Origin of the sequence: Flavobacterium sp. C3NV, assembly GCF_046825355.2 — a bacterium.
Taxonomy (GTDB): domain Bacteria; phylum Bacteroidota; class Bacteroidia; order Flavobacteriales; family Flavobacteriaceae; genus Flavobacterium.
On sequence record NZ_JBKQBJ020000008.1, the window covers coordinates 60624 to 84880 of the forward strand.

The following is a 24257-nucleotide window of genomic DNA, read 5'->3' on the forward strand; positions in this document are numbered from 1 at the left end:
TAATATTGTAATTTTTCAAGAAAGTCACCATACAAAATCTATTTAAATATAGAACCATTAATGATTAGAATATGAGCATTCCTGATTTAGATAAACTCAATAAAAAATTTATGAAGAAGATCTATTCTTCTTTTGGATTAGTATCAAAAAATGATCTACTCGAAGCTTCTATAAAGTATAGCGAAGAGCAGGAAAAAATCTTCAACCAAATGATTGTTGAAACTGATGCAAAAAATAAAAAAGCAAAACGCGAAGCTTTTGACAAAGCATTATTTGCATCTTACAAAGGAATTGGCGCTATGGATTTTATAAATACCGTTTTAAAATAAATTGTAATTACGGAAACATTAAGAAGATTATTTTTTTGACAGATGATACTTTTAAGATGAATAATCTAAAAAATATGAACCTTGCTACAAGCGAGGTTTTTTCATTTCTACAAAGTCCTCTACAATAAAATATTACATAACCCTGAGGCTTTTTTTTATTTTAATTTTAAGTTTCGTGGCAATAAAAAAAGATATTTTTTTACGATTTCAATTGTCAATGTCAATAAAATGACGCAATTTTATTAAGAAAAATTAAATTAATTAATTTTAACAATCGTCAGGTATTCTCAAATCCCCACTTTTTGTGACTTCACGAAAAGGAGTTATACTTATATTAATTATTAGAAATATTAAAAACACATCGATGGAAAATCTTATTCAATCAGAGAATTACAAAATTCAAAAGCCGGCAGAATGGGCTACTAATATTAATGACAATCAACTTATTGAATACATTAAAGAATCAGATTTTGCAAGCAAACAAATAGATGAAGGACGTGATTACTGTTATTTTTTAGATAAAATTTATTACACCAGTGATGAGGAAAATAGTGAGTATGCTTGTGTAGCTTATACGCTTAACGAACCTGCTAATCTTGAAAACGCTTCGGTAATGGATGTCGTGGTCGAAGAAAACGAAACTTACATTATACATAGAATTAGCGTTTTAAGAGAAGGTGTTTTGGTAGATAAAATCCCTGATACAAAAATTAAAGTTCTGGACAGCGAAAACCAAAGTGATGGCGGTGTTTTAAGCAGCAATAAAAAAATTAATATTACCATAAAAGATTTACGCCTTTATGATGTTTTGATCATGGAAGATTCTCGTGTAAAAGTCTTTACAGAACGTGACTTTTTACGTAAAGAATTCTCTAAGTTTGTTTGGGTTAGTCCAAGCACTTATTGGGCTTACGGAAGTTATAATTTTTCTTTTATCAATGATCGCAAGAATAGAATTGCTTACAAAAAAACGTTCTTTAGAGATGAAGACGGAAATGTATTGGCTCCAGAAGTAAACTACTTAGAAAAAGGTCAAAGGTTTACTATCGAAAAAGAAAACTACATCAATTTTGTAGATACTAATCGCGAAATTGCTCCTTTTATAGATTTTGCAACTGATAGTAACTGGATCGACTTGTCTAATTATATTTCTCCGTTATACGAAGAGGTTTATGCCAAAGCTTCTCTACAGGAATTTGCTCCTAATCTGGTCGAAAAACTGGATGCCATTACCAACAAAGATGAACAATTGCAGTTTGCTATAGATTATGTGCAAAATCATGTTTATTATGTTTTTAATGCAGATGAAATGAACGGTCACAAGCCTCAGGAACCTTCTATCACGTATCAAAACAAACAGGGAGATTGTAAAGCAAAATGTGTTTTACTAAAAGTGATTTTAGATTATATCAAGGTAGATTCGTCTGTGGTTTTGGTTAATTTTAATACAGATCATTACCTGAAATATTACTTGCCGTCTTTATTGACTTTTAATCATGTAATTGTAAAAATCGATTATAAAGGTGAAACGTATTTTATTGATGCTACAAGTCGTGATGAATTTGGATTGATAGAAAATCGCGGTTTTATTTACTTCATGCATTATCTGGAGGTAAAACCAAATCAGGATTTACAAATAAAAAAATCGCATAAATTCCCTTATTATGGTATTAATGAAAAAGCTGATTTTAATGTTCAGAATAATATAGGACAGCTTTCGTTAACCACAACTTACAAAGGAAATCGTGCCAATTATATGCGTAAGTATTTTAAGAATACTAACAAAAGAGAAATCATAGACAGCTGGAATAATTTCTTCTTTTATACTTTGAATTATAACAATGACCGAAACGGAACTGATGTTCGAAATATATTTAAAGATGCTACAATTGAAACGCTGAGTGATGATAAAAAACTGAACGAATATACCATTCAGTACAAGGCAAATGTTGAAGATCCGTATTACACAGATGCACAAAAAAATCGTTTCTTAATGTATTTTGATCGAAATGTGATTAAAAATAATGCCCGTGACTTTTTGCATACTGATATTGCTTTCTGGCATAATTTTGATAACGAGAAATACGAAATCAATCTTTACACAGATCAAAGAATAGATGTGGAGGAGAAATTTACGACACAGGAAAGCACGATAAAAAATCCTTATTTTGATTATATCAGCCGTAAAAAAGTAACAAAAAATGGTGCTACAATAAACATTGATTTTACGCCATTGGTGAATTTAGAAATTCCGCCAGCAGATTTTGAAGAATTCAGAAATGCACATCATGAGGTTGCAGACAGCAATTTCGGACTGGGAATCGATATTATAGAACAAGGCTTTATGAATTTGATGAAATTTAATTTCAAGAAACTGGTAAAGTAATTAAAACAAAAACGGGCTTCAAATGAAGCCCGTTTTTGTTTATGGATGAATTTCTTAAAGCAATTCAAAATTAGATTTTAGTTTGATATCTGCTGATGAAGCTCCAATCATTACTTCGAAATCTCCTGCTTCTGCAATAAATTCTAATTTATCGTTGTAGAAAGAAAGTTTTTCTTTGTCGATTGTAAATTCTATTGTTTTAGATTCTCCTGCATTTAATTTTACTTTTTGAAAATCTCTTAATTCTAAAATTGGTCTTACTACAGAGCCAAATTTATCTTTTAGATACAATTGTACTACTTCTTCTCCGGCTACTTTTCCAATATTCGATAATTGAAAAGAAACTTTAATGGTTTCATTATTTTTCATTTTAGTCGAAGATAATTTCAAATCAGAATAATTGAATTTGGTATAACTCAAACCATATCCAAAAGGGAATTTAGGAGAGTTTTTAAGATCGATATAGGCTGAAACATAATTTTTTGAATCTTCGTCTTTTGCCGGTCTTCCTGTGCTATAGTGATTGTAGTAAATTGGAATCTGTCCCACTTCTCTCGGGAAAGTCATTGGCAATTTTCCAGACGGATTATAATCTCCAAATAAAACATTCGCAATTGCGTTTCCTGCTTCTGTACCTAACCACCATGTGTATACAATTGCAGGAACGTTATCTGCAGTCCAGTTAAAAATAAGAGGTCTTCCTGCGTTTACCAGCACTACAACAGGTTTTCCGGTAGCCTGAATCGCTTTTACTAAATCTTCCTGAACTCCCGGTAAATGAATATCGCTTCGGCTTTTTGCTTCACCGCTCATATCACGTCTTTCTCCTATACTTAAAATAACAACATCTGCTTGTTTGGCAGTGGCAACCGCTTCGGCAAAACCATCTTTGTTGTCTCCGTCAACTTCACAACCTTTGGCGTAAAGCAACTTGGTATTTTTACCTACTTTATTTTGTAAACCGTCCCATTGCGAAACGATCCATTTATTGTAATCCACTTCAGGCAATTCTACAGACCAGAATCCCATGTTTTCTTTGTACTCTTTTACCATTGGCCCGATAAAAGCAATTGTTTTCAGGTTTTTAGAAAGTGGTAAAGTTTCGTTTTCATTTTTTAATAAAACAATACTTTTTTGCGCTACATCAAGAGCAGCTTTTCTGTGTTCAGGATTGCTCAAAGCTTTATCTGCTCTTTTTTGATCTGAATATTTGTAAGGGTCTTCAAATAATCCTAATTCGAATTTCTTGCGAAGAATTCTCTTTACTGCATCATCAATTAATTCAACAGGCACTTTTCCTTCTTTAACCAAGTCAGCTAAATGATATCTGTAAGCATTACTTTCCATATCCATATCACTTCCGGCTGTAATCGCAGAAAGTGCTGCTGCTTTAAGATCTTTAGAATATCCATGTGCTACCATTTCGCCAATCGAACCCCAGTCTGAAACTACGAATCCCTGAAAGTTCCATTTTCCTTTTAAGATATCGCGCTGTAAGTGTGCATTTCCTGTAGCAGGAATTCCGTTTAAGTCATTGAATGAATTCATAAAAGTCGCTGCTCCGGCATCAAGAGCTGCTTTGAATGGCGGTAAATAGGTTTCCCATAACATTCTTTCGCTCATGTCTACTGAGTTATAATCTCTTCCTCCAACTGCTGCTCCGTAAGCTGCAAAGTGTTTTACACAAGCCATAACCGAGTTTAAATCTCCCAGTTTATTTCCCTGAAAACCTTTTACTCTTGCATACGCAATTTTAGATCCCAGGTACGTATCTTCTCCGGCACCTTCCATTACACGTCCCCAACGAGGATCACGGCTAATATCGACCATTGGTGCAAATGTCCAGTGAATTCCGCTTGCTGCAGCTTCTGTAGCGGCAACTCTTGCTGCTAATTCAATTGCTTGTAAATCCCAACTTGCAGCCTCGGCCAACGGAAGCGGAAAAGTAGTTTTGTAACCGTGAATAACGTCCTGACCAAACAACAACGGGATTTTAAGACGTGATTGCATTGCCAGTTCCTGATATTGTCTGGTGTATTTTGTACCTACAATATTTAGCATAGAACCTATAATTCCTGCTTTGATTTCGGCTTGTTTGTTTGGGTTTATGGTAATTGGCCCTGTCGCAGAATTATCCCCCGTATACTGATTAAGCTGACCAATTTTTTCTTCGATGGTCATTTTTTTCAATAGAGCATTTACTTTCTGATCTATTGTTTCTTGTTGTGCCATCGCAAAAACCGATACCATCAACAAGGCAAATGTGGTTAATTTCTTCATACTAATTTAATATATTCTTTTTAATGAATCCCGATAGCTATCGGGAGGAATTGCCATTCTTTATTCTGTTTTTATTTGGAATCATGGCGATTTCATGAATTAATTTTGATTACCAAACGTAAGTAGCCACAGCACCTGCGTTTAAGGTAGTTGTAATTTGTTTGTTATTGTATTTTATATTGAATGTGTCTGTTGTAGCTCCGTCGTTTTCTACAATTAAAACCGTTTGTCCTGATGGTGTTTTAAAAGCGACATTGTATAAATTTCCGCTAATATTACTTCCAATTCTTACTGATCCTTCAGGAACAAATTTTGATGCGTGACCAATAATATAATATCCTACTTCTCTTTTTATATTCTGAGCCTGATCAATCATCAACGCTCCTTTACAAGTCGAACATCCGCCTGGAGTAAAAGGTTTGTAATATTCGTCATTTGCTAATCCCCACGAAAGTGCATTTACACTCCAGTTACGCATAGAACCAATTACAACATTTTTTACACTCCATTTCAAATCAGATTCGAAACTGCTTTTTGATCCTGTATATTGTTCGGTAAAATACAAATCTTTGTTTGGATATGCATCATGAACTGTAGATAATGCGCTGATATCTCCTTCGTATAAATGAAATGCAGAACCCGCTACAAAAGGATTCGCTTTTGCATCTTTTAAAATCGTTAACGGATATTCCGGTTTGTTGCAATTGTGATCGTAAATCACGATTTTGGTCTTGATTTTAGCTTTCGCGAAAGCGGGACCTAAATGATTCCCAATAAAATCTGCCTGTTGTTCTGCAAGCATCAATAAACTTGGGTTATTTCCTGGGTGCAATGGCTCATTTTGAGGTGTAATTGCATCAATAACAATTCCGTGCGATTTCATTGCCTGAATATATTTTACAAAATATTCAGCATAAACCTGATAGTATTTAGGCTGTAAACTTCCGCCTTTCGAGCTTCCGTTGTCTTTCATCCAAACCGGAGGTGACCACGGAGAACCCATAACTTTTATTTGAGGATTGATGGCTAAAATTTCTTTTAATAAAGGCACAACATCTTTTAAATCAGGACCAAGATTAAATTTTTCCAGTTTTAAATCTGTCTCACCTTCCGGTAAATCATCATACGAAAAAACTTTTTCATTCAAATCAGAAGCTCCTATACTTATACGAAGATAACTCAACCCAATTGCATCTTCTTTTCTGGAAAACAATTCCTGAAGCAAGGCTTCTTTTTTTGCTTTATCCAGTTTTAGGATTGCCTGAGCACTTCCCCCTGTCAAAGAAAATCCAAAACCTTCGATGGTTTGAAATTTTTGTGAAGGATTTACTTCAATAGTCTGGTTTGAATTCGTTTCTGTATTAAAAACCAAATCATTTTGCTTTTGAAGTTTTAAAGACTCATCGGTTGTAGTGATCCACGATTCTGCTTTATTAGAAGTGGTTGCTGCATTTTTTGAAGTTCCGCATTTTATCTGAACTGCAATAAGAGGCAGTAAAAGTAAAATTTGAAGTTTTTTGTTGATGTTTTTCATTTTAATCTATTTCTATTAAAACAGGTAAATGATCCGATGGATATTTTAAATCTTTAGAATCACTTAAAACTGCGTGTTTTTGAATTTTTAATCCACTGTTTTTTGAAACAAAAATATAATCGAGTAATAATGTTACCGGTTCGTTGTGTTTAAAATCGTTAAACGTTCCTGATGGTCCAAATGGTTTTTCTTTTGAAACATCTTTTGTATCATCCATTACTTTTTTAATTTCTGCTATTTGTTTTGTATCCGGTTCTGAGTTGAAATCTCCCATTAAAAACGCCGGATATTTCTTTGTATTCAATTCGCTTATTTTTTTCAAAGCAAGCTGTACTCCTTTTATTCTTGCTTCTTCGCCCATGTGGTCCAGATGAAGATTAAAAACCCAAAACGTTTTTTTAGTTTTTAAATCTTTAAAAAGTCCATAGGTGCAGACTCTGTTACAAGCTGCATCCCAGCCTCTGGAAACTACATTTGGAGTTTCTGATAACCAAAATGTATTGGATTGCTCTACTTTAAAGCGGTCTTTTTTATAATAAATCGTACATGCTTCACCGGTTCCTCCTTCTTCTCTTCCTACTCCAAATTTGTTATAATTTGGCAAAGCCGATGCGATATCTGTTACCTGATTTGGCGTTGCTTCCTGAACTCCAAAAACATCCGGACTGTAAAATTGTATTTGAGAAGTAAAATAATCTTTTCGATTTGGCCATGCATTTTCTCCGTCAGAAGCAACATCCAAACGGATGTTGTAGGTCATGATTTTTAAATTTTGACCATAAAATGATCCGCTTACAAAAAGTAGGAATACTACTAAAATAATTTTGTTTATCTTTTTCATCTTTAAAAAAATTTAGTCGGTAAAGCTAATGTTTCTCTAGCCTTAAAGAAAAAATCTTATTTAAAAGTTATGTTAATTATGTACGTTAGAATAGTTAATATTAAATATATCATCGTTGCTGGCTTAAAATATTTTTAGTTTAAAATTCTTACACAATTAATTTCCCGTTTTCTGTTTCCAGATGAACGTTCAGCATTTTAAAATTATTTCCAGGTATAAGTGCCCACAGATCCTCCTTGCAAAGAAGTAGTCACCCATTTATCATTGAATTTAATATTAAATATTTCAGCCGCTTGTCCGTCATTTTCAACAATTAAAACTTTAGAGCCTGATGGCGTAATAAAAGCTACATTTTGTAAATTCCCGCTTATATTACTTGCAATTCGCACTGATCCGGCCGGAACAAACTTCGAGGCGTGCGCTATAATATAATAGGCTACATTGCGCTGAAAAGCTTCACTTGAAGTTACCGTTATTGCTCCTTTACAAGTGCTGCATCCTCCTGTTGTGTGAGGTTCGAAAGATCCGTTATTGGCCAAATTCCACTCTAGTGCATTCCTGCTCCAGTTGCGCATTGAACCTATAATTACATTTTTAAGATGCCATTTTAAATCTCCGCCAAATTCACCTGTAGAAGAAGTCCATTGTTCTGTGAAATAAATATTTTTATCCGGATAAGCGTTATAAACATTTGAAAGTGCGCTGATATCTCCGGCATATAAATGAAAAGCCGAACCATCAACAAAAGGGTTTGCTGCCGGATCTGCTAAAATTGCTTTTGGGTACTCTGGCTTATCACAATTATGATCGTATGCAATAATTTTTGTAGTAATATTGGCTGCTTTAAATGCCGGGCCTAAGTTGTTTTTAATGAAATTGGTTTGCTCTAATGCTGACATTTCCATACTTGGATTATTTCCGCCGTGAAGAGGCTCATTTTGAGGCGTTACGGCATCAATAACAATTCCTTCAGCTTTCATTTGCTGAATGTATTTTACAAAATATTTGGCGTAAACATCGTAGTATTGGGTTTGTAATCTACCTCCAACAAAACTGTCTTTATCTTTCATCCAAAGCGGAGCTGACCAAGGCGTAGCTAAAATTAAAATCTTAGGATTGATGGCCAGAATTTCTTTTAAAAGTGCAATTACTCCTGTTTTATCTTTTTCTAAACTAAACTTTGCTAAATCAAGATCGGTACTTCCTGCAGGAAGATCATCATAAGTAAACGGAGATGCATTCAAATCAGAAGCTCCAATACTGATTCTGATGTAGCTTATGCCAATTGAGGTTTCTCCGGAACCAAACAATTCCTGTAAAAGTGCAGTTCTTTTGGCTGCTGTTAATTTATAAATTACATCAGCGCTTCCGCCAGTTAAAGTATATCCAAAACCATCTACGGTTTGATATTTCTGAGCAGCATTTACTTCAATATTTGCGTATGAATTAGTAGTAGTGACAAATCCTAAAGTCCCGGTTTGTTTGGTTAATAATGCGCTTAAATCTCCTTTTGTCAGCCAAAAATCGACATCGTTTGTTACCACAACCGGAGGGTTTACCACTGGAGGATTTACCACCGGATCGACAGCATCATTTGATGAAGAGCATTTTACCTGAGCAAATACTGCCATCGCGAAGAACAATATTTTTATGCTGTTTTTAAAATTTAATTTCATTTTTTTATAGTTTTTAGGTCAGCCATTAGTATACAATAGTTTGCATAGCATGTGCCGGGATAGTTATAGTATTTTGCAAATCGTGGTTGATTAGGGTATAAACAATCTCCTTATCTGATTGGTTCATGACAACTGTAATTACTTTGCCATCAGCGTTTTTAAAAGAAGTGCTTATTAAATTTTTATCACTTGTTGTTTGAATGATTCTTTTTGCTCCAGGGCGGATAAATTTTGAGAGATGTCCAATATAATAATACATTGGTGTGTAGATTAACTCATCTTTTGTGGTATCGGCATGAATGGGTGCAAAACAAAAATTTCCAACATGATTAGGTCCGCCGTTCTGGTCTAAAAGAATGTTCCAGTCTGTCCAGGCAACGGTTCCGTTATTGAAATCGTTGATCATATTAAGGCCATATCGTTCTGCATTTCCCCAAAACTGAAATTTAGTAGCATCGAATTTTTCTATACAACCTTCTGTAAAAATTAAATTTTTATCCGGAAATGCTTTGTGAACTTCGCCTACCGATTCAAATTTTGGAGTACCGCCGTTCCAGGTTTCATACCAGTGAAATCCAATTCCCCAAGCATATTTTGAAACTTCAGGATCAGAGAAAACAAGATTAGCTCTTGTAGTTAACATATCTCCACGATTATGATCCCAAATGATTACTTTTTTAGCACCAAGTCCTTCTTTTTCTAAAGTTGGTCCCAGAAAATTTTTCAGGAAATCTCTTTCTGCTTCCGGAGTATAGATGCATGATTCCCAACGTTGTTTTGCCATTGGCTCGTTCTGGATCGTCAATCCCCAAACCGGAATTCCTTCTTTTTCATAAGCTTTTATAAACTTAGCATAATAATTTGCCCATGATTGTGCAAATTCAGGCAATAAAACGCCGCCGTGCAAAATATCATTATTGTCTTTCATGAAAGCTGGGGGACTCCATGGGCTAACAAATAAAGTTAATTTCCCGCCGGCTGTTTCAATTGCTTTTTTAATGAGTGGAATTCTGTATTTTCTATCGTGATCGATATTAAAGGTTTTGAGCTCTTTGTCACCTTCCTGAACATAAGTATAACTGTCGCTGCTAAAATCGCAACTGTGAATATTTGTTCTGGCAAGGGAATATCCTATTCCTTTATTCTTATCGTAGTAAGCGCTAAGAAATTCTTGTTGTTTTTTTGGTGATAGTTTGGCAAAAACCTCCGCACTTGCATCAGTTACAGCGCCACCAATTCCCAGAAAAGTCTGGTCTGTTTTATCAGGATCTAATTGTATAGAAACTGTTGATTTTGTTTGTTGTGAAGTTGGTTTTGAAATTAAATTATTCGATAATGATAATCTCAAATTTGTGTTTTCGGCAGTAGTGTAAACCTCTATTTTTTTATTTTTTTTTGATGTATGAGCATTTTGTCCAACAACCTTTGATGAAGAACAAATTAATTGTAGAACTACTATTGGAGCTATTAAAATTCTATTGATGATTTTCATAGTATTTTCAAAAAAACGATTTAATTTAAATTAAAAATTGAGGGCTAATTTGGATGATTCAAATTAACCCTCTTTCTACTAACAAAACATTAATACACAAGCGTTTGTATTGCGTGTGCAGGAATTTTAACTACTGCTTGTTCAGCTCCTATAATCAATTTATAGTCTAATGCTTTATCTGTTTGGTTCATGACAACTGTAGCCATCGTACCATCAGCATTCAAAAATGATGTACTTAACAAAGCGCTTCTGCTTACTGCAGAACTTACTCTTTTTGCATTTAGGCGAATGAATTTTGAAAAATGCCCAATATAATAATATGACGGAGTGTAAATTAGCTCTCCTGTTCTTGTATCAGCATGAATTGGCGCGAAGCAAAAATTACCCACATGGTTTGGTCCTCCGTTCTGGTCCAAAAGAATGTTCCAGTCTGTCCATCCGGCAGTTCCGTTATTAAAATCATTAATCATAGAGATTCCATATCTTTCTCCGTTACCCCAAAATTGATATTTTGCAGCATCAAATTTTTCTACACAACCTTCTGTAAACATCAAACCTTTATCAGGATATGCTTCGTTCACTTTTGCAACGTTATCAAACATTGATGCTCCTCCTGACCAGTTTTCGTACCAGTGAAATCCCATTCCCCAAACATATTTTGAAGCTTCCGGATCAGAGTAAATGACATTGGCTCTGTAATTCATTAAATCACGATTATGATCCCAGGCAATAATTTTTACATCTCCTAATTTTTCTTTTTTGAGTGTTGGACCTAAGAAGTTTTTAATAAAATCTCTTTCAGCTTCTGCTGTATAAATACAAGATTCCCAAGTTTGAACGGCCATTGGTTCATTTTGAGTAGAAGTACCCCAAATAGGAATTCCTTCTTTCTCATAGGCTTTTATAAATTTGGCATAAAAGTTCGCCCAGGTTTGATAATATTCCGGTAGTAATGTTCCGCCTTTCAGGACATTTCCGTTGCTTTTCATAAAAGCATTTGGAGACCATGGTGCCACATAGGTCATTAATTTACCGCCTGCAGTCTGGATGGCTTGCTTAATCAACGGAATGCGAAATTGTCTATCATGATCAATAGTAAAAGTTTTTAAATCTTTATCTCCTTCTTCGATATAAGAATAGCTTCCACTGCTAAAATCAGAACTTTGTATCGTGGTTCTTAGCAATGAATAGCCTATACCTTTTTGTTTATCATAGTAGGCGTTTAAAAATTCTGTTTGTTTTTCTTTTGAAAGTTTAGCAAATATTTCGGCACTCGCATCTGTAATAGCTCCTCCAATTCCTATAAAAGTCTGAAACTTCTTTGCAGGTTCTACAAAAACAGAGCTCTCTATTTCCAGAGGCTGCTTAGCGGCTGTAAATGTTAGATGATCTGTAGATGTTAATCTTAAATTTGAATTTTCAGCTGTGGTGTAAACCGTTATCTTTTTTCCATTGGTTGTAAACTCTTTTTTTGTTTTGGGTTGTTGGGCAAAAGCCGCTAACGAAAACAAAAAACATAGCGCTTTTAAACTATTTTTCTTCATTCTTTTCTATTTTTTTTAAATTCTAAATTGAAACTCTTTGGTGAACTCTTCTTCACTAAAAAAGTTTCCGCCAGCTTGCTGATTTAAAAAATAGCCCATACTCATAATGATTATGGGCTATTTACAACCAAACTTAAACTTAACTTAAACTTTATTTTCCGCGTAATTCAACGCCTTTGATAGTAAGTCCGCCTGGAGCAATTCCTCCACCGCATCTCACCATCAAGTAAATTTTTCCTGTAGTATCAAATTTAACTACGTTGCTTTTTTCATTAAGTTTTGCATTTTTAGTGCATCCAATAGCAGACAATTTACCTGAAACAGCAGTTTTACCGCAACCATCCCAAGTATTTAAGCCCATTACTTTTCCTCCGTCACTGTAATCGCCGGTAGTTGTTGCAGGATCAGCTTTACCTGCATAAACTTCAAACCACATATCTGTTGAAGCATCTCCTGTAACAAACATGTCAATTGTATATTCTTTGTCTTTTACTACATCAATAGCCTGAAAAATACCTGCGTGACCCCCGCTAACAGTAGCGCCTTTAGCGCTATAAGTCCAGTTTCCACCAGCGCCATAAGCTACTATTTTCCAGTTAGCCTGATCTTCAGCAGTTACAAACGAACCACCTTTAACCAGATTTCCTTTTAATGGATCAGAAGTCGCTACAATAACCTCTTTTGAAGTTGTAGCTTTTCCTCCACCTTTACCTATCGCAGTGTGCGAAATAGTATATGTTCCTGCATCAGGTAAAGAAATTTCTTCTACCATTTTACCAGCATAAAATCCAGCACCTGTATCCCATAATGAAGATGTAACCCCAGTTGTATTTGCTACTAACTTATAAACATTTACTTTTCCTTCTACTGGAACGATTTGAAATGATGCATCTACATTGTTATCTGTTAATCCATTGTTTACAATGGAATCATCTGGTTGACAACTAGTAATACTTAATACTATTGTCATAAAAAACAACAATAAAAATCTTTGCTTTTTCATTAAATATATTTTCATATGATATTGTATTAATATTTTGGATTTTGAACAAGTTTAGTATTCTCTAAATCTTTTTGTGGAATTGGCCAAATTTCATTTTTACCAGCCACAAATCCGTCTCCTGCAAGTACAGTTGCCGCTTTTCCGGTTCTTACTAAATCAAACCAACGGTGTCCTTCACCTGCCAATTCTAATCTTCTTTCGTTAGCAATAGCATCCAAAGAAACTGGTACTGAACCTAAACCAACTCTTGCACGTACAGCATCTAGTAAAGCCTGTGCTCTTGCTCCTGTTCCGCCCAAAGCTTCTGCTTCCATTAAGTAAGTATCTGCTAAACGAATTGCATACATATCTTGGTTATAGTTTAAAGCAGTAGCTCCACCTCCTGTAGAAGTATCTGAGTTTAATGGCATAAATTTCTTTAAGAAATATCCTGTATCCTGATCTTTTGGTCCCCACTTAGCAATTCCTGCTGCAAGCATTGCTGACATGTCTAAAATTGTAGCATCAAAACGGGGATCACCTTTCATAAAATTGTACAAACTTGGCGTAACAGGGTTAAAACTCCATCCAGAAACATAATCTGGTATCAGTGCAGGTTTTGTTCTTGAAAAATCTCTAGGCCCTACCATAATATTTACAGAATTACCTTCGTCTGCTCCTCCACCCCAGAAATCCCAATTTGCATTACTTTTATCAGTATGCATAATTTCAATAATAGCTTCTGAGTTAAATTTGTTGCTGAATACCCATAGGTCAGAAAATTTGTCCAGCAATTTATAACCGTACATGCTAGTACCTCCCGGAGTTCCATTTACATCAGCGAATTCTGCTGCGGCCAATGAATTTTTTCCGTCGTATAAATATACTTTTCCTAATAAAGCCTGTACAGAACCTTTAGAAAAACGCCCAGCTTCTGTTGCGGTATCAATTGTATTTGGCAAAACTGCTTTAGCTTCCATCAAATCTTTCTCTATTTGCGCATAAATTTCTTCTGGACTAACCTGAGTAATGTTGTATCCTTCTGCTGGTGAAATTGGAGTTAGAATTAATGGTAAATTCCTGAATGTTCTTACCAGTTCAAAATAGTAATAGCCGCGTAATGCTTTTGCTTCTGCTGCAAAACGTACTTTCTTAGCATCAGGCATATTTACACCCGGTAATTTCTCCAACAAGATATTTGCTCTGGCAATTCCCTGGAAAAAATCCCCCCAAAAACTCCTTGGCATAATTATTTTATCAAGCTTATAATTATCAAAACCGTGAATACCAGCCCCGTCTCCAGGTCCTCCTCCTCCAGCATAAAAATCATCAGAACCTGCATTAAGCATACAGACCATGTTTTCAAAACCTTTGGATTGTTTTCCCATAATATCATAAGCAGCAACTAATCCAGAATATGCTTCGTTCTCATCTTTGTAATAATTATCTACCAACGGAAGTCCTTTTGGATCAACTGTTAAAAAATCTTCACCGCAAGAAGAGCTAAGAAGCAACAATCCTACTGCGGCAAATGAATATTTTATATTTTTAATTTTCATAATCTCTAATTTTAAAATTGTAAATTAACCCCTAACATTAAAGTTCTAGCTTGTGGATAATATCCTTTATCAATACCAAAAACTCCTCCACCAATTTCTGGATCGTAACCGCTGTATTTTGTGAATGTTAATAAATTCTCTCCGGTTAAATAAAGTCTCACTTTTGAAAGTCCTCCTTTTGAAACAACATCACTTGGCAGATTATATCCAAATTGAACTGTTTTGATTCTCAAATAATCTCCATCTTCTAAATAAAAATCTGAAGCGTTTGAAAAGTTTTTATTATCATCAACACTAGATATAATTGGATATGAATTTGTAGATCCTTCTCCAGTCCAACGACCTAAAGCAGAAGTTTGGAAGTTAGCAGTATTGATGTCTAGACGACGTAATCCCTGAAAAATTTGATTTCCTACTGCACCTTGTGTAAATATTAATAGATCAAAATTTTTGTAATCTAAATTAACAGTAAATCCAAATGTATATTTTGGAAGCGGATTTCCAATAAAGGTCTTATCATCATCTGTAATTGTCCCATCGCCGTTTGCGTCCTGCCATCTAAAATCTCCCGGTTTTGCATTTGGCTGAATTAAACCTCCTGCAGCATTTCTATAAGCTGCAATTTCTGCTTGATTTTGAAAAATACCTTGTGTTTTATATCCGTAAAAAGAATTATAAGGCTGACCAACTTGTGTTCTGGTTACCGCACCCATATTTTGGAAAGATGCATCTCCCGAAATAAATTGAATCCCTTTTCCTAAATTAGTTACTTCATTTTCTAAATAAGAAATATTCCCGCTTAAGCCTAGATTAAACTGACCTAATTTTTTACGGTAAGAAAGTTCTACATCAATACCTTTGTTCTGCATGTCAGCAATATTTGCAGAAGGTCTACCTGCACTACCAATATGACCAGGCAAATCAATATCCTGTAAAATACCTGTAGATTTTTTGACATAAAAATCTGAAGTTAAAGTAAAGTCATTAAAGAATGTAATATCAAAAGCTATATTTGCCTGGCTCGTTTCTTCCCATTTTAAATCTGGATTTGCTGGTGCATTTGGACTACTACCAACAACAACTGATCCTTGGTTTCCTATAGTGTAATTTCTTCCTGAACCAATAGTTGGTAAGAATTTGAAATCACCAATTGCATCGCTACCTGTAATACCATAACCTCCTCTAAACTTCAATTGTGTTACTACATTATTTTGTGGCCAGAAATTTTCTTTAGTTGGAACCCATCCTAAAGAGAATGATGGAAAAGTTCCGTATTTATAATTTTGACCAAAACGAGATGAACCATCACGACGAACAATACCTGTAAATAAATATTTTTCTTTATAATCATAATTTACTCTCGCGAATAGTGATGTTACTTTATGCTCATAACCATTATATGCCGAAGCAGTAATTTTCTCCTTTGGATGACCATTAGGAAATGTTGCATCGTCAAAATTAGTAAAAGGTATGTCATTATAAGTTACTGTAGAACCAGACGTGATATTGTCTACATATGCACCTTGTCCAAGTAAAATTGAAAAATTATGATCTCCTATTTGTTTTGCATAAGAAACTGTATTTTCAATATTCCATCCAAAACCTTTGTTGGTATTTCTAGTTAAATTATTAACCGCATTTATAGTTGCAGAGTTTAAATAGGATACTGGCGTAAAACTTTCTGCACCCCAATACGCTAATTTACCTCCTAGTGTACTTCTAAATTTCAACCCCTTAATTGCTTCAACTTCTATATAAGCATTTCCAACAAAATTGTCAGACCAGCCATAATTTCCTAATCTCGTTTGAATATATGCCAAAGGATTACTCATTTCCTGACTTACAGCACTAGAAATTCCATACGGATTTCCGTTTGCATCTCTCAAAATACCAGCCTGAGTACTATATGGAGCTGAATTTGCAACAGCTGGATCGGTAACTACCGCCGGTGTAAGTGGATCTAAATTGATTGCCGAACTTAGCGGCCCACCATATTCATTATTTGTATTCCCTATCCCAACATTTTTTTCGTGAGAATATCCTAAAGTTTGACCAAAAGTTAATCCTTTTACAATTTTATGTGTCGAGTTTAAACGAATGTTTTTTCTATTGTAATTTGATATTGGAGTAGCAACAATACCTTCTTGATCTAACAATCCGAAAGAAACATAATAAGTAGATACATCATTTCCTCCTGACAAACTTAGTTCATGTCCCGTTTTTTGAGCACTGTCATTAAAAATAACTTTTTGCCAGTCAGTTCCAATTCCATATGATGATGGATTCTGATAGGGAAGTTGAAATGGTTTTTGAGGATCTACTGTGTATCCATTTGCATATCTTTCATTCATTATTGTAGCATATTCAGTAGCGTTCAATAAATCTAATTTTCTGGCTGCTTTAGAAAAACCGGTGTAGCCATTATAGTTTACACTCATTTTACCAGATTTTCCTTTTTTAGTAGTAATAAGGATAACCCCTGCTGCTGCTCTGGCACCATAAATTGCCTGTGATGCAGCATCTTTTAAAACCTCCATCGACGCAATATCAGATTGATTTAAGTAACCAATTCCGCCTGAATCAACGATAACTCCATCAACAACCCACAAAGGTTCGTTGTTTCCAAACGAAGTAATACCCCTAACACGGATTGTCGAAGCTGATCCTGGCTGTCCAGCATTTGCTGCAATGGTAACTCCTGAAACCCTACCTTGTAAAGCTTGCTCAACTCTTGTAAGAGGTAAATCTTCTAAATCAGCAGCTTTTACACTAGAGATAGCTCCCGTTACAACTGATTTCTTTTGAGTACCATATCCTACAACTACAACTTCGTTAAGTGATTGTGATTCTGGTTTTAATTGAATTGAAACCTTTGTTCTTCCATTTACAGCTTCTGTTACTGTAGTATAACCTATAAAAGTAATCGTCAAAACACCGTTTGAAGGTGCTTGTATCTGGAATTTTCCATCAAAATCAGATGCAGTCGACTTTGTAGTACCTTTTAATACAATAGTTGCGCCTGGAACTGGCATTCCACTTTCATCATTTATTATTCCACTTACTGTGACATCCTGGGCCACAGCTATAACCGAGAATAACAAAGACGAAACACAAAAAATAAGTAATTTTGTTAATTTCATTTTTCTAAAAATTTTGGTTAATTAATTAGTAATTTGATGCAATAATAATGTTAATTTTTCACTACTCGCAACTAATTTTCACTACAAAAACACATCAAATCAAATTTTATTACATTACAAAAACACATCAAATTTTATATAAATTATTAATTATCAATAAATTAAAAATAAAATTTAAGATGTTATGAAAATGTTAATTGTAAAAATAAACACTACACTAGTATGATAATGCTTATTTTTATAAAAAAAAGAGCTTCCTACATCGTGATAGTAGAGAACAAACAAACATAAACCGCTACAAAAGAAACACTTAACCAATAAAAAATTTAAAAAAACCAAAAACACATGCAATTGATAAAATCATATTTTATTATTACTTTTTTTACATTATTCTCAATTACAATTTTCGGGCAAGTTAAAAGTATTGGGCTTCCGGACGTAAGAAATTACAAGCGAAATGAATATAAAGGAGGAACGCAAAACTGGAATATTGGTCAGGATAAAAACGGAAATTTATATTTTGCCAATAATAATGGTCTTTTACAATTCGACGGATCTTCATGGCGAAAATATCCACTACCGAATCTAACTTCTGTTCGATGTTTAAAAATTGATAATTCAGGAAAAATCTTTGTTGGAGGATATAATGAATTTGGGTTTTTTAAACCTGATAATAAAGGAAAACTAGAATACACTTCGCTGTCTAAAATGGTGGATAAGAACAAAATCAAAATCATTGATTTTATCTGGAAAATTCACTCTCTAAACAATGAAACTATTTTTCAATCTTTCGCACGGGCCTATATTCTAAAAAACGGAAAACTATCCATCATAAAAGCTCCTAAAAGATTTCAATTTTCATTTGTAGTAAATAATAAACTTTATTTTCAGGATGTCGAAAAAGGAATTTTAGAATATCGAAATGACAAGTTATACCCACTTCCTAATACGACCGTCCTCAATAATACCGAGATATGGGGAATGTATTCTTTATCAAAAGACAAAACACTCATAATAACACTTGAGAAAGGATTATTTATTTATGAAAACAATACCATCAGACCGTGGGAAACTGAAGCGAATAATTTCGTTAGAAAAAACAACTCCCTGGGAGGTGCTATAATCAACAAAAACTTCATTGTTTTAAACTCTGTATTGGACGGCGTTATCATTTGTGATTTTAATGGCAAAATAATTCAACATGTAAACAGAAAAAAAGGATTACAAAACAATACTGTCCTAACCTCATTTATTGATAACAAGCACAATTTATGGCTTGGATTAGACAACGGTATAGCGTTTTTAAACGAAAGCTCTCCATTTACTTACTTTGGATTCAGTTATGACATTAGTACTGTATATGCTTCTGTAATTCATCAGGGAAACCTATATGTTGCGACAAACCAAGGCGTTTTTTACCATGCCTGGAACAATAGTTTTAAGGAAGATGTTTTTAAACTTGTTGAAGGAACGACCGCCCAATCATGGAATGTTCAGGTCATAGAAAATGAGCTTGTTTGCTCTAATAACAGAGGAGCACTGGCAATACAAGGAGGAAAAGTAACGCGTATTATAGACTCTAAGGGATATTTTGGTTTTAAAAGCATGCCGAATCATCCCGGATTTTTTATTGGTTCTAACTATGACGGATTTGCTATTTTTCAAAAAACAGGAAATGGACTGGTATTCAAAAATCAAATTGCCGGTTTCGACAAATCATCTAATAGTTTTGAGCTTGATGAATCGTATTTATGGCTTAAAAAAGATGAATCCATTTACAAAATGCAGCTTAGCAATGATTTGACCAGATTTATCTCTATTAAAAAAATAAATCATTTATCTCCACAATATAAAAACATTGGCAGCCTTCAAAAAATTGATGGAAAAATCTACTTTCAAACTAACAATCACTTTTATAAATTCTCAAAAGAACAGGATTTGTTTTATGAAGACAAAAAACTGTCGGCATTATTCAAAAATATTCCTTTTATAAATGCTTTAAGCGAAGATTCACAATCGAATTTGTGGTACGCATTCAATGAATCTTTAGGAGTATTAATGAAACAAAATGATCAGTACAAAAATGTTGTTGCACCTTTCTCGAACTTAACCGGTAATCTCGTAAATAGTTATTTATCTGTAAACACAATCGATTCAAAAAATATTTTTATAGGACTAACAGATGGTTTAGCTCATTATGATTCTGAATTGCTCAACAATTTTGTAACCAAACCTAAAGCATTTATCAGAAGTTTTTCATTTCCCGGCGACACGATCGTTTTAGGAAACAATCAGCATAAAACAGAAAATATCCGTATCCCATACTCTTCAAATCATGTGCGCTTTACATTTTCATCTCCTATATATGAAAATCTTGAAAATGTCGAATTCTCCTATCAATTAGAACCATTTGATGACAAATGGAGTAATTGGTCTACAATTTCTATTAAAGAATATACCAATTTAAGAGAAGGCGAATATACCATGAAGGTAAAAGTCAGAAACAGTTACGGGATTCAATCTGAACCCTCGACACTTTCTTTTATGGTATCTCCTCCGTGGTACAGGCACTTTTTGGCTTTCATGTTTTACTTTGTACTAATTATGGTGGCCGTATATTTGATTTCTGCCAGAGTAAAAATGAAAATTCGAAAAAATAAATATTACGAAACTATCGAACAAAGAAGACTATATCTTGAAAAAGAATCCAAAATAAGACAGGAACAATTTGATCTTGAAAAAGAAATTGAGAAACTTAAAAACGATAAGCTTCAGATAAAAATCCTGGCAAAAGATAAAGAACTAGTAAACAACTCTTTGCAAGTCGTAAAGAAAAACAAAATCCTAAACGGAATTATTCATAAACTTAAAGAAATTGACGTTGATGCGCTTGACGATTCGACAAAATTCCAAGTGAGTAAATTAAATAAAAGTATTGTAAAAGAAGTAAACACAGACAAAAGCTGGAAAGACTTAGAAAAACACATCAAAAACGTTCACTTTGAATTTTTGAAAAGATTAAAAGAAAAATACCCAACAATTTCGCCACGAGAACTCGATTTATCTACTTATTTATTAATGAATATGTCAACAAAAGAAATAGCCGAGATCATGAATATTTCAACGGGAGGAGTTGAGTTAGCCCGATACAGGTTAAGAAAAAAACTTGGATTAAATAAAAAGGAAAACCTAATTGGTTTCTTAATGAGTATCTAAAAACAAAAAAGCCATCAGTCGCGACTGATGGCTTTTTTGTTATTTAATATATTCCAGTGTGCGTTCTAATGCCATTCCTCTGGATCCTTTTACGAGAATCGTATTTTCGCTAAAATGTCTTGTTTTAAGATACGCTACAAAAGCATCGAAAGTCTCAAAAAACTGAATATTATCTTTATCAACCTTATGTTCATAAAATGACTTACCAATCAAATAACACTCAGATTCATTTTGATTTAATAAAGAATCTACAATTAACTTATGTTCTTGCGAACTCTCGTCTCCCAACTCAAACATATCGCCCAAAATCATCACTTTATTCTCATTTTCCAGTTGTAGAAAATTAGTTATCGCGACAGCCATACTACTAGGATTAGCATTGTAAGCATCCAGAATAATCTGATTAGAATCTATCCTTAATAATTGTGATCTGTTATTTTCAGGTATATAGTTTTCAATCGCCTGTTTCATATCCTTTTCGTCGACATTAAAATAATATCCAATCGCAATAGCCGCATTAATATTATTAGCATTGTAAAGTCCAATTAAATGCGACTCTACACTAAAATTATTGTAATCTACAACAACAAAAGGATTGGCTTTGATATTTTTGATTTTTAAATCGGCTGTATCATTATTTAGCCCGAAAGTAAATGATTTTATTCCGGCAGATCTTTCGATCTGAATAGGATCTTCAAGATTCACAAAAACCAGTTTATCGTTTTTTGCAAGATACTGATACATCTCGCTTTTACCTTCAATTACGCCCTGAACACCACCAAAACCTTCAAGATGCGCTTTCCCAAAATTGGTAATATAACCATAGTCCGGTTGCGCGATTTCGCATAAAAACTCAATTTCTTTTTTGTGATTGGCTCCCATTTCAACAATACCTATTTCTGTTTCTTTATTAAAAGACAACAAAGTCAAAGGAACACCAATATGATTGTTTAGATTACCTATTGTAGCTTTGGTTTTGTATTTCTTAGCAATAACGACATTAATCAATTCTTTAGTTGTCGTTTTACCATTACTCCCAGTTAATGCTATTATAGGCAGTTTTAGATAAGAGCGGTGAAATTTTGCCAGTTCCTGCAAGGTTTCTAAGCTGTTTTCGACAAGAATTGTTCTCTCATCGATAACATAAGATACATTGTCAACAACAACAAACAAAGCTCCTAATTCTAGTGCTTTTGCAGCAAAAGTATTAGCATCAAAATTTTCGCCTTTGATAGCAAAAAACATAGAATCCTTTTCAATTTTTCTTGTATCAATTGAAACCGATTTACATTGCAAAAACAAGTTATGAATGTCCTGAATATTCATTTATAGGATTATTTATATTTATAAAATAAGCAATAAAAAAATTCCAAATTCCAAAAGCTGAGTAATTCAGTTGGAATTTGGAATTTTTTTTATTGAATTTTCTAGAATTTAGTTTCTAGGCGATTTTCTTTTTTCAGCTTTTGCACCTACTCTAGACATAGCACATCTAAATCCGATGTAATCTGTTGCCATATCCTGAGGGAAATATCTTCTTTGAGCCGGATCTAACCAGTATGCTCTGTCTCTCCATGAACCACCTTTGTAAACTCTTACGTTATCATCGATTAATGTAGTACGTTTACTAGAGTTGTCATATTTTCTAACCATTTGACCTAAACTGTCTGTTGTTACATTATGTTTAGGAGAGTTATACATTGACTGATCAGCTTTTGTTCCTCCATCAGGATCACCAAAGTCAAAATATTTAGATGATTGTTTATCACCATCTCTATAGTTGATGTTATCACTTGTCGTGAAGTTTTGTCTTAGGTAAGTTTCATTTTCGTCAACCGGAACCTGAGCAATTTCTCCTGGCAAGTTTGTTGCAACTTTTTTACCGTTACTTAAAGTTTTGTATTGAATATTATCTTTAGTAATGATTTCAATTTTACCGTCTTTACCAATTTTGTTTTTAGCATATTGATTTCCTCTAAAGTAGTTAAAATCATTCGCTTCGTTATCGATAATAGGTCTGTAAACATCGGCAACCCATTCGGCTACGTTTCCAGCCATATCGTATAATCCAAAATCATTAGGCGCATAGCTTTTTACAGCATTAGTAATATCTGCTCCATCATCAGACCAACCTGCAATTCCACCGTAATCACCGTTTCCTTGTTTAAAGTTAGCCAATTGATCGCCTTTGTTTTTACGTTTAGATGAACGTGTATAATCTCCGGACCAAGGATATTTCTTTTGTCCTTTATATATATTGTATTCTCTTTGTCCAACATCAGCTGCTGCAGCATATTCCCATTCTGCCTCTGTAGGTAGTCTGTATTCTGGTAAGATGATACCTGAAGAACGTTGTGCATACACATTTTTTTCTTCCGGAACTACACCGTCTTTTCCTGCTTTAGGCCTTTTTCCGTTTGGATTTTTCTTTAAAACAAGTTCTTCGTTACCACCGTAAGTAGTACTTGGAGACGCAACATAAGCTTCTGTGTTGAATATACTTTCAGCACTAACATCTTGTGTTTTAGCTCCTTTTTTAAGGTAACCATTTTTCTCTAAAACTGCCTCGTTTACACGGTCAGTTCTCCATTTAGCAAATTCAACAGCCTGAATCCAGTTAACACCAACTACAGGATAGTTTGCATAAGATGGATGTCTCAAGTAGTTATTAGTCATCGTTTCGTTGTATCCTAAACGATTTCTCCACACTAAAGTATCAGGAGATGCTCCTTCGTAAATATTTTTGTAATTTTCTTCTGTTGGAGGGAAAACTTTCTTTAACCACTCCAGGTATTCTAAGTACATACCATTCGTAACTTCGGTTTCATCCATATAGAATGACTGAACGTGCTGTTGGGTAGGTGTGTTATTCCAATCGTGCATAACATCATCTTGTACTTTACCCATAGTAAATGTACCTCCCTCAACAAAAACTAAACCAGGACCAGCCTGTTGTTTTTTCCCTGCATTTCTGGCAGCAGTTCCATTCTGACTATCTACATCCCAACCAGTTGCTCTGGAAGCGTGACTGGAACTCGATTTTTTGCTACAACTAGCCGTGCCCAACATCAATACCATTGACATCATTAATTGCAAGACTACAATTTTGTTTACTTTCATACTCATTCTTAGGTGATAAATTTAGGTGCTGCAATATAATAATTAACATTTAATTAGCAACATCTGTTCTAATAATTTTATTTAGCTGTTTTTTACCAGAAAATAACCTATAGTTACGAACGCAAAAATATACTTTTTATTATTTACTATAACATGAA

14 protein-coding genes are annotated in these 24257 nt (G+C 34.1%); 3 read left to right on the top strand and 11 right to left on the bottom strand.

Going from position 1 to position 24257, the window contains the following annotated elements:
* The first annotated feature begins 110 nt into the window (after positions 1-110).
* Together ACIDC4_RS13200 and ACIDC4_RS13205 are read left to right on the top strand one after the other, a co-directional pair.
* Entirely contained in the window at positions 111-329 is a 219-nt protein-coding gene (locus ACIDC4_RS13200; protein WP_228520404.1) for a hypothetical protein, read from the top strand.
* A 364-nt stretch (positions 330-693) separates the two neighbouring features.
* The gene (locus ACIDC4_RS13205; protein WP_412043170.1) at positions 694-2715 is read left to right on the top strand and encodes a DUF3857 domain-containing protein; all 2022 of its coding nucleotides are present in this window, start codon (positions 694-696) and stop codon (positions 2713-2715) included.
* Positions 2716-2769: 54 nt separating this feature from the next.
* Here the strand turns inward: ACIDC4_RS13205 and ACIDC4_RS13210 are convergent, their stop codons facing one another.
* The 9 genes from ACIDC4_RS13210 to ACIDC4_RS13250 form a co-directional block, all read right to left on the bottom strand.
* Entirely contained in the window at positions 2770-4995 is a 2226-nt protein-coding gene (locus tag ACIDC4_RS13210; protein WP_412043169.1) for a glycoside hydrolase family 3 N-terminal domain-containing protein, read from the bottom strand.
* 109 nt (positions 4996-5104) lie between these two features.
* Positions 5105-6529, bottom strand: coding sequence for a glycoside hydrolase family 30 protein (locus tag ACIDC4_RS13215; RefSeq protein WP_412043168.1), 1425 nt, complete (start codon positions 6527-6529; stop codon positions 5105-5107).
* A gap of 1 nt (position 6530) precedes the next feature.
* Positions 6531-7370 (bottom strand): endonuclease/exonuclease/phosphatase family protein, encoded by an 840-nt coding sequence (locus ACIDC4_RS13220; protein ID WP_412043167.1) that lies wholly within the window; start codon positions 7368-7370, stop codon positions 6531-6533.
* Between the two features lie 203 nt (positions 7371-7573).
* Positions 7574-9046 (bottom strand): glycoside hydrolase family 30 protein, encoded by a 1473-nt coding sequence (locus ACIDC4_RS13225; protein WP_412043166.1) that lies wholly within the window; start codon positions 9044-9046, stop codon positions 7574-7576.
* A 25-nt stretch (positions 9047-9071) separates the two neighbouring features.
* A complete protein-coding gene (locus ACIDC4_RS13230; RefSeq protein WP_412043165.1) occupies positions 9072-10538 on the bottom strand; it encodes a glycoside hydrolase family 30 protein in 1467 nt (488 codons plus the stop codon).
* 89 nt (positions 10539-10627) lie between these two features.
* On the bottom strand, positions 10628-12082 hold the full coding sequence (locus tag ACIDC4_RS13235) for a glycoside hydrolase family 30 protein (RefSeq protein ID WP_412043164.1): 1455 nt from the start codon (positions 12080-12082) through the stop codon (positions 10628-10630).
* A 151-nt stretch (positions 12083-12233) separates the two neighbouring features.
* Complete coding sequence (locus ACIDC4_RS13240; RefSeq protein WP_412043163.1) at positions 12234-13085, bottom strand: hypothetical protein; 852 nt, start codon at positions 13083-13085, stop codon at positions 12234-12236.
* A 26-nt stretch (positions 13086-13111) separates the two neighbouring features.
* On the bottom strand, positions 13112-14623 hold the full coding sequence (locus ACIDC4_RS13245; protein WP_412043162.1) for a RagB/SusD family nutrient uptake outer membrane protein: 1512 nt from the start codon (positions 14621-14623) through the stop codon (positions 13112-13114).
* A gap of 11 nt (positions 14624-14634) precedes the next feature.
* The gene (locus ACIDC4_RS13250; protein WP_412043161.1) at positions 14635-17763 is read right to left on the bottom strand and encodes a SusC/RagA family TonB-linked outer membrane protein; all 3129 of its coding nucleotides are present in this window, start codon (positions 17761-17763) and stop codon (positions 14635-14637) included.
* A 345-nt stretch (positions 17764-18108) separates the two neighbouring features.
* On the opposite strand from ACIDC4_RS13250, the gene ACIDC4_RS13255 reads away from it, so the two are divergent.
* On the top strand, positions 18109-20979 hold the full coding sequence (locus ACIDC4_RS13255) for a triple tyrosine motif-containing protein (RefSeq protein WP_412043160.1): 2871 nt from the start codon (positions 18109-18111) through the stop codon (positions 20977-20979).
* Between the two features lie 39 nt (positions 20980-21018).
* Here the strand turns inward: ACIDC4_RS13255 and ACIDC4_RS13260 are convergent, their stop codons facing one another.
* Both ACIDC4_RS13260 and gldJ read right to left on the bottom strand, forming a co-directional pair.
* Positions 21019-22305: a UDP-N-acetylmuramoyl-tripeptide--D-alanyl-D-alanine ligase gene (locus tag ACIDC4_RS13260; protein ID WP_412043159.1), complete on the bottom strand. Its 1287-nt coding sequence runs from the start codon at positions 22303-22305 to the stop codon at positions 21019-21021.
* A gap of 108 nt (positions 22306-22413) precedes the next feature.
* A complete protein-coding gene (gene gldJ, locus ACIDC4_RS13265) occupies positions 22414-24099 on the bottom strand; it encodes a gliding motility lipoprotein GldJ (RefSeq protein ID WP_412043158.1) in 1686 nt (561 codons plus the stop codon).
* Positions 24100-24257: the final 158 nt, after the last annotated feature.

Excerpts from the sequence above, each read along its gene's own strand:
- ACIDC4_RS13245 (WP_412043162.1), bottom strand. The coding sequence starts at position 14,623 with ATGAAAATTAAAAATATAAAATATTCATTTGCCGCAGTAGGATTGTTG.
- ACIDC4_RS13205 (WP_412043170.1), top strand. The coding sequence starts at position 694 with ATGGAAAATCTTATTCAATCAGAGAATTACAAAATTCAAAAGCCGGCA.
- ACIDC4_RS13240 (WP_412043163.1), bottom strand. The coding sequence starts at position 13,085 with ATGAAAAAGCAAAGATTTTTATTGTTGTTTTTTATGACAATAGTATTA.
- ACIDC4_RS13250 (WP_412043161.1), bottom strand. The coding sequence starts at position 17,763 with ATGAAATTAACAAAATTACTTATTTTTTGTGTTTCGTCTTTGTTATTC.
- ACIDC4_RS13220 (WP_412043167.1), bottom strand. The coding sequence starts at position 7,370 with ATGAAAAAGATAAACAAAATTATTTTAGTAGTATTCCTACTTTTTGTA.
- gldJ (WP_412043158.1), bottom strand. The coding sequence starts at position 24,099 with ATGAAAGTAAACAAAATTGTAGTCTTGCAATTAATGATGTCAATGGTA.
- ACIDC4_RS13230 (WP_412043165.1), bottom strand. The coding sequence starts at position 10,538 with ATGAAAATCATCAATAGAATTTTAATAGCTCCAATAGTAGTTCTACAA.
- ACIDC4_RS13255 (WP_412043160.1), top strand. The coding sequence starts at position 18,109 with ATGCAATTGATAAAATCATATTTTATTATTACTTTTTTTACATTATTC.
- ACIDC4_RS13225 (WP_412043166.1), bottom strand. The coding sequence starts at position 9,046 with ATGAAATTAAATTTTAAAAACAGCATAAAAATATTGTTCTTCGCGATG.
- ACIDC4_RS13215 (WP_412043168.1), bottom strand. The coding sequence starts at position 6,529 with ATGAAAAACATCAACAAAAAACTTCAAATTTTACTTTTACTGCCTCTT.
- ACIDC4_RS13260 (WP_412043159.1), bottom strand. The coding sequence starts at position 22,305 with ATGAATATTCAGGACATTCATAACTTGTTTTTGCAATGTAAATCGGTT.
- ACIDC4_RS13200 (WP_228520404.1), top strand. The coding sequence starts at position 111 with ATGAAGAAGATCTATTCTTCTTTTGGATTAGTATCAAAAAATGATCTA.
- ACIDC4_RS13210 (WP_412043169.1), bottom strand. The coding sequence starts at position 4,995 with ATGAAGAAATTAACCACATTTGCCTTGTTGATGGTATCGGTTTTTGCG.
- ACIDC4_RS13235 (WP_412043164.1), bottom strand. The coding sequence starts at position 12,082 with ATGAAGAAAAATAGTTTAAAAGCGCTATGTTTTTTGTTTTCGTTAGCG.